Genomic DNA, 6,658 nt, shown 5'->3' on the forward strand with positions numbered 1-6,658 from the left:
TTTAATTTAGATTCTACACTTTTTGAGCACGATGTAAATAGGCCGTCTGAAAGCCAAGTTTCAGACGGCCTGATTAAAAGAAACAAATTATTTGGCTGCGCGTTTGCCCTTAAGCCGCTTTTCATATTGATGCACCTCATCGGCTTTAGGCAATCCGGCCAACACATGAATATGCGCGGCGGCTGATTTTGCCAGCGGCTCAAGCGTGTAGCCGCCTTCCAATACCGATACGATTTTGCCGTTGCAGCTTGAGGTCGTCTGAACAATTTTATGCGTCAACCAAGCAAAATCGGCTTCGTGCAGATTCAGACGGCCTGTTTCATCGAGTTTGTGTGCATCGAATCCGGCGGAAATCACCACCAATTCGGGCTTAAACTTGGCCAGCTTGGGCAGCCATGTTTCCCGAATGGTGGTGCGGAACACGCGGCTGCCGGTATCCGGGGCAAAAGGCGTGTGAATGATATTCGGGTTGCGCCCTTGCTGATTTTGCGGCAAGGCGAACGGAAAAAGGTCGTGCTCAAACATATTCAGCAGCATCACGCGCGGTTCGTCTTTGAAGATTTCCGCCGTGCCGTCGCCGAAATGGATGTCGAAATCAATCACCGCCACGCGTTGCAAGCGGTATTCGGCAATCGCGTGCATCACGCCTACGGCCACGTTGTTGATTAAGCAAAAGCCACCGGCTTTATCGGAATGGGCATGATGGCCGGGTGGACGTACGGCGCAAAAAGTATGGTAAGCTTTTTTGTTCATCACCATGTCAATCGCCTGTACCACCGCCCCCGCCGCAAAACGGGTGGCTTGTAATGATCCGTGACTCATGACGGTGTCGTCGTCAATGCGGTAGATTTTGCCCGGCTGCGGCTGATGACATTCTAGGAAACGCAGGTATTTTCGCGGATGCACCAAGGCGAGTTGTTTGTCGCTGATTTCCTGTGCTTGAGCGGTTTGCAGCTTCGGCCAAATATTTTGGCGTTTGAGTTCGGCTTCGATGGCGGCAATGCGGGCAGGGGATTCGGGGTGATGGATGCCTGGTTCGTGTTCGGCAAAAATAGGATGCGATACCCACAGGGTGCGGGCGTTTTTTCCCATAAGCCGTCGGATAAACGTGCGCAAGCGGTTGATGATTTTCTTCATGTGTGAGCAGGTTCGCAATAAGGTGGGCTTCAGGCCGTCTGAAATTTCAGACGGCCTGACTGATAAATATGGTTAATAAACGCGGAAATACTTGGAAAATTTGCAGACGGCCTTTAGAATAGCGTAATTTTGGGGCTGACCCAACTGAAATTTCAGTCCTGCTTTTCAATTAACAACGATTATAGAACGGAAAAACTATGGAACAAAGTATGTTGGCTCAATTTGCACCGCTCGTCCTCATCATGGTGGTGTTTTATTTCTTGATTATGCGTCCGCAACAAAAGAAATTCAAAGCCCATCAACAAATGCTGTCTGAATTGAAAGTCGGCGATAAAGTGGTGTTGGCTGCCGGTTTCAAAGGCCGCGTGACCCGCGTTGGCGAACAGTTTTACGGTGTGGAAATCGGCCGCGGCGTGGAAGTGGAAGTTGACCGCAACGCCATCGCCAGCAAAGCTGAATAAGATTGATTGCTGCAAAAGCCGCCTCATTTTGAGCGCGGCTGTTTGTCTTTAAGAAAAACTGAAGGTTTCCCATGAACCGTTATCCTTTATGGAAATACCTGCTGATTGCGTTTACGATTATTGTGGCGGTGATTTACGCGCTGCCTAATTTATTCGGTGAAACGCCTGCGGTGCAGGTATCGACCAACCGACAATCTATTGTCATTAACGAACAAACCCAAAGCAGGGTTGAATCTGCTTTGAAGGCGGCCAATATTTCAACCGACGGCATGTTTATTGCCGATAATTCGCTGAAAGTGCGTTTTAAAGATGCGGAAACGCAGCTGAAAGCACGTGATGTGATCGAAAATACCTTGGGTGAAGGCTATATTACCGCGCTCAACCTGCTGGCCGACAGCCCGGAATGGATGGCGAAAATGAACGCCAATCCGATGTTCTTAGGCTTAGACTTGCGCGGCGGCGTGCATTTCACCATGCAGGTGGACATGCAGGCGGCGATGCAGAAAACATTTGAGCGTTACGCAGGCGATATCCGCCGCGATTTGCGCCGTCAAAAAATCCGTATCGGCACCATCCGCCATACAGACAACAGCCTGACTGTGCCATTCCAAGATGCGGCCGATGTGCAAAAAGCCCTGCCGCAACTGCAAAACCTGTTGCCGGAAACCACGCTGACGGCTGACGGTAATAATGTGGTGCTGACGCTGTCTGAAGCGGCAGTCACCAAAATCCGCACCGATGCGGTGAAGCAAAACATCACTACGCTGCACAACCGTGTCAACGAATTGGGCGTGGCTGAGCCGGTGATTCAGCAATCCGGTGCCGAGCGCATTGTGGTGCAGTTACCGGGTGTGCAGGATACAGCTAAAGCCAAAGACATTATCGGCCGTACCGCTACTTTGGAAGTGCGCATGGTGGAAGACGATCCGGCGCAAATTACTGCCGCTTTAAACGGCAATGTGCCAAGTGGTTATGAATTGCTGTATAGCGCGGGCGAGCATCCGCAAGCCACTTTGGTGAGCAAGCAGGTTGAGCTCACCGGCGACAACATCAACGATGCCCAACCGAGCTTCGATGAAATGGGAGCCCCTGCGGTGAGCATCAACTTAGACGGCACCGGCGGCACCATTTTTGCCGAGCTGACCTCGCAAAATGTCGGCAAACGCATGGCGATGGTGCTGATTGACCAAGGTAAAGCCGAAGTGGTGACCGCACCGGTGATTCGTTCTGCCATTACCGGTGGCCGTGTGCAGATTTCCGGCAGCATGAGCAGCGCAGAAGCTAACGATACGTCTTTGTTGTTGCGTGCCGGTTCGCTGGCCGCACCGATGGAAATTGTGGAAGAACGCACCATTGGCCCGTCTTTGGGTAAAGAAAACATCGAAAAAGGCTTTAATTCAACGCTGTGGGGTTTTGCTGCTGTGGCAGTGTTTATGGTGATTTACTACCGCCTGATGGGTGTGTTCTCGACCATTGCCTTGAGCACCAATATCCTGTTTTTGATTGCGATTCTGTCTGCCTTGCAAGCCACTTTGACCCTGCCGGGCATTGCCGCATTGGCGCTGACTTTGGGTATGGCGATTGACTCGAACGTATTGATTAACGAGCGTATCCGCGAAGAATTGCGCGCCGGCGTGCCACCGCAGCAGGCGATTAATCTCGGCTACCAACACGCTTGGTCGACCATTGTCGATTCCAACTTGACTTCGCTGATTGCAGGTATCGCCTTGCTAATTTTTGGCTCGGGTCCGGTACGCGGCTTCGCCGTGGTGCACTGCTTGGGTATTTTGACCTCGATGTATTCGTCGGTGGTGGTATCGCGCGCATTGGTGAATTTGTGGTATGGCCGCAAACGCAAGCTGCAAAGCATTTCCATCGGTTCGGTGTGGAAGCCGGAGCCGGTTGCCTCGAATACCGTGGTGGATAAGGAGTAAAACATGGAATTATTCAGAATCAAACGCGATATTCCATTCATGAGCTACGGTAAACTGACCACGTTTATTTCGTTGGTGACGTTTATTGCAGCCGTATTTTTCTTGGTGACCAAAGGTTTGAATTTCTCGGTGGAATTTACCGGCGGTACCGTTATGGAAGTGCAGTATCAGCAAGGTGCCGATGTTAACCAAACCCGTGAAAAGCTCAATACCTTAAATTTGGGTGAAGTGCAGGTGCAAGCTTTGGGTACCAACAAACACATCATGATTCGTCTGCCGAACAAAGAAGGTGTGCCTTCAGCGCAATTGTCGAACCAAGTGATGGACTTGTTGAAACAAAGCAATCCTGATGTCACACTGCGCCAAGTTGAGTTCATCGGCCCGCAGGTCGGCGAAGAGTTGGTGACCAACGGTTTGCTGGCTTTGGGTATGGTGGTCATCGGTATCATTATTTATCTGTCGATGCGTTTCGAATGGCGTTTTGCCGTGGCGGCGATTATCGCCAATATGCACGATATTGTGATTATTCTCGGCTGTTTCGCGCTGTTTCAATGGGAGTTTTCATTGACTGTGTTGGCCGGTATTTTGGCGGTATTGGGTTATTCGGTGAACGAATCGGTGGTGGTGTTTGACCGTATCCGCGAAAACTTCCGTAAACCGGCCATGCGCAATCATACCGTGCCGCAAGTGATTGACAATGCGATTACCGCAACCATGAGCCGTACCATCATCACCCACGGCTCGACCGAAGCGATGGTGTTGTCGATGTTGATTTTCGGCGGCGCGGCCTTGCACGGTTTCTCACTGGCCTTGACCATCGGTATCGTGTTCGGTATTTATTCATCGGTTTTGGTGGCCAGCCCGCTGTTGCTGATGTTCGGCCTGAATCGAGAAAATATTTCGAAAACGCCGAAGAAAAAAGAAGAAGTGGTGGTGTAACTGCCGTCATCTTTTCAGACGGCCTTGTGAATATGAGGCCGTCTGAACTAAAAAACACGCTGATTTTCAGCGTGTTTTTTTATGGGTGTTTCATTTAATTGAAATAGCACTAAATCGGTATTTCCACTATAGAGACCGTCTGAAACATTCAGACGGCCTCTCAATGAATTTCATTCATATCAACGCGCAAATTTAGAATTTGCTTGTGTATAGTGAAGCCGTTATAGTGGCAGCATTCCGTTAAAAGCATTATTTCAAAAATGAATGATATCAATTGGTATTAGTTAAATCGGTTAACTTGCCGATGACAATATTGATGGAATAGTATCATTTTATTTCGAATAATACTTAAAATGATAAAAGTAGACGGTGATTTGGAAAGAGAAGGTTATTCATGGATTTAAGACAAAAAATTGCCCAAAGCCCGATGAGCGGTTATCAATGGATGGTGGTTGCATTGACCTTCATTTTAAATATGCTCGACGGTTTTGATGTGTTGGCGGTGGCGTTCACGGCAAAAAGTATTCAAACTGAGCTGGGCTTGGATGGTGCGCATATCGGCACGTTGATGAGTGCAGGTTTGCTGGGCATGACTTTGGGCTCGGTATTTTTAGCGCCGTTCGCTGACCGTTTTGGCCGTCGCCCTTTGCTGATTTTTTCAACGCTGTTGTCGGCCATCGGTATGTTGATGACGTATTTCTCACACTCGATGGAAACAATTGCGTTTTGGCGTATTGTCACCGGCTTGGGTGTGGGCGGTATTCTGCCGTGTACCAACGTGATTGTCAGTGAGTATGCCAACCAAAAATGGCGCGGCTTGGCGATTGCGATTTATGCATCCGGCTTCGGTATCGGCGCGATGTTGGGCGGTATGTCGGCAGTGATGCTGCAGGGTGAATACGGCTGGCGTTCGGTATTTTTGGTTGGTGCGGTGTTGACCATGTTGGCGGTGGTGTTGCTGATGGCGGTTTTGCCGGAATCGGTGGATTTTTTGCTGACCAAGCGTCCGGCCAATGCCAAAACGCGTTTGGATAAGATTGTCGCCAAAATGGGCTTGAGCGGTGATTGGGCGTTCCCTGAAATCGAACAGGGCGTGAAGAAGGCGAAAGTGTCGATTCTGCGTTTGTTTGAGCCGCAATATCGGGCGACCACGCTGTTGATTTGGTTGGCGTTTATCACTGTGATGGCTTCGTATTATTTTATCAACTCATGGACACCTGCTTTGCTGGAACAAGCCGGTATGGCGAAAGAGCAAAGCCAGTCGGTCGGCATGGCAATTTCAGTGGGTGGCGCGATTGGTTCGTTGATTTTCGGTTTCTTGGCCAGCCGTTGGACGGCACGCGCGGTGTTAATCAGTTTTGGTGTGTTGGCAGTCGGGGCGATTTTTGCATTCTTATCATCAAGCGCTTTAAGCGTGGCGCTGGTGTTTGCCGTTTTGATTGGTGCACTGATGAATGGTTGTATTGCCGGTCTTTACACCATCAATCCGACGCTTTATGCCGCTGATTTCCGCAGCACCGGTGTGGGTGTCACCATCGGTGTCGGCCGTTTGGGTTCGATTTTGGCACCGATTGTGGCTGGTGGTTTGCTGGATGCAGGTTGGGCGAAAGATGATTCATATGGCGCAACCGCAGCGGTGATTATCTTAGCGGTAGTAGCATTGTTCTTCTTGAAGCCTAAGGTGCAACACGCTTAAGGAAATATGCTCAATAAATGAGAATCAGGCCGTCTGAAAGGGGAAAATAACCTTTCAGACGGCCTTGAATATTTAATGAATGTATTTAAATTTCATTTTTTATGTTTGAAGTTGAATTTTTAGGCGGAGAAAATAGGAAAGAAAAATGAAAATTTAAGCGATTGAAATGTTTATTTACAGGGATTTTGCGGTGTATCAAATTTATGCAGCAGATTCTTAAAGGCTTGCTTGTCAGTTTCAAACTTTTTAAACATAATAGCTTGCATGTAAATTTTATTACATGCTTGCGAGGCAGATTGGTTTAAAATAAAAATAATGCAGTGTTAATGCCCCTTATGTGCCGGGTATATACGGCAGTTATATCGCCTTGTCTTATTTTTATTTGAAACAACTAGGGCGTGTCCCTAATTTGAATAAGCCCAAAAGAGCCCTATTTTAACCCTATATTCCAACGAAATATAGGCAAACACAAACAATGGCGAGAACCGCAA

Annotated in this window: 5 protein-coding genes; 4 read left to right on the forward strand and 1 reads right to left on the reverse strand. The window is 48.7% G+C overall.

The annotated features are described in order from the left end of the window. Window positions 1-87: 87 nt before the first annotated feature. On the reverse strand, window positions 88-1,137 hold the full coding sequence (locus CRG49_RS06510; RefSeq protein ID WP_095502688.1) for a histone deacetylase family protein: 1,050 nt from the start codon (window positions 1,135-1,137) through the stop codon (window positions 88-90). A gap of 197 nt (window positions 1,138-1,334) precedes the next feature. Here CRG49_RS06510 and yajC point away from each other — a divergent pair, with 197 nt between their 5' ends. The 4 genes from yajC (at window position 1,335) to CRG49_RS06530 (ending at window position 6,167) form a co-directional block, all read left to right on the forward strand. Continuing rightward, window positions 1,335-1,598 carry a preprotein translocase subunit YajC gene (yajC, locus tag CRG49_RS06515; protein ID WP_095502687.1) on the forward strand — a complete coding sequence of 88 codons (264 nt, stop codon included), beginning with the start codon at window positions 1,335-1,337 and terminating at the stop codon, window positions 1,596-1,598. Window positions 1,599-1,669: 71 nt separating this feature from the next. Next, window positions 1,670-3,532 (forward strand): protein translocase subunit SecD, encoded by a 1,863-nt coding sequence (gene secD / locus CRG49_RS06520; RefSeq protein ID WP_095502686.1) that lies wholly within the window; start codon window positions 1,670-1,672, stop codon window positions 3,530-3,532. Window positions 3,533-3,535: 3 nt separating this feature from the next. Next, on the forward strand, window positions 3,536-4,471 hold the full coding sequence (gene secF, locus CRG49_RS06525) for a protein translocase subunit SecF (protein WP_095502685.1): 936 nt from the start codon (window positions 3,536-3,538) through the stop codon (window positions 4,469-4,471). A 394-nt stretch (window positions 4,472-4,865) separates the two neighbouring features. Further along, on the forward strand, window positions 4,866-6,167 hold the full coding sequence (locus CRG49_RS06530) for an MFS transporter (RefSeq protein ID WP_095502684.1): 1,302 nt from the start codon (window positions 4,866-4,868) through the stop codon (window positions 6,165-6,167). The last annotated feature ends 491 nt before the right edge of the window (window positions 6,168-6,658 follow it).

The sequence above is a fragment of the Neisseria sp. N95_16 genome (genome assembly GCF_002551535.2).
GTDB classification, from domain to species: Bacteria; Pseudomonadota; Gammaproteobacteria; order Burkholderiales; family Neisseriaceae; genus Neisseria; species Neisseria brasiliensis.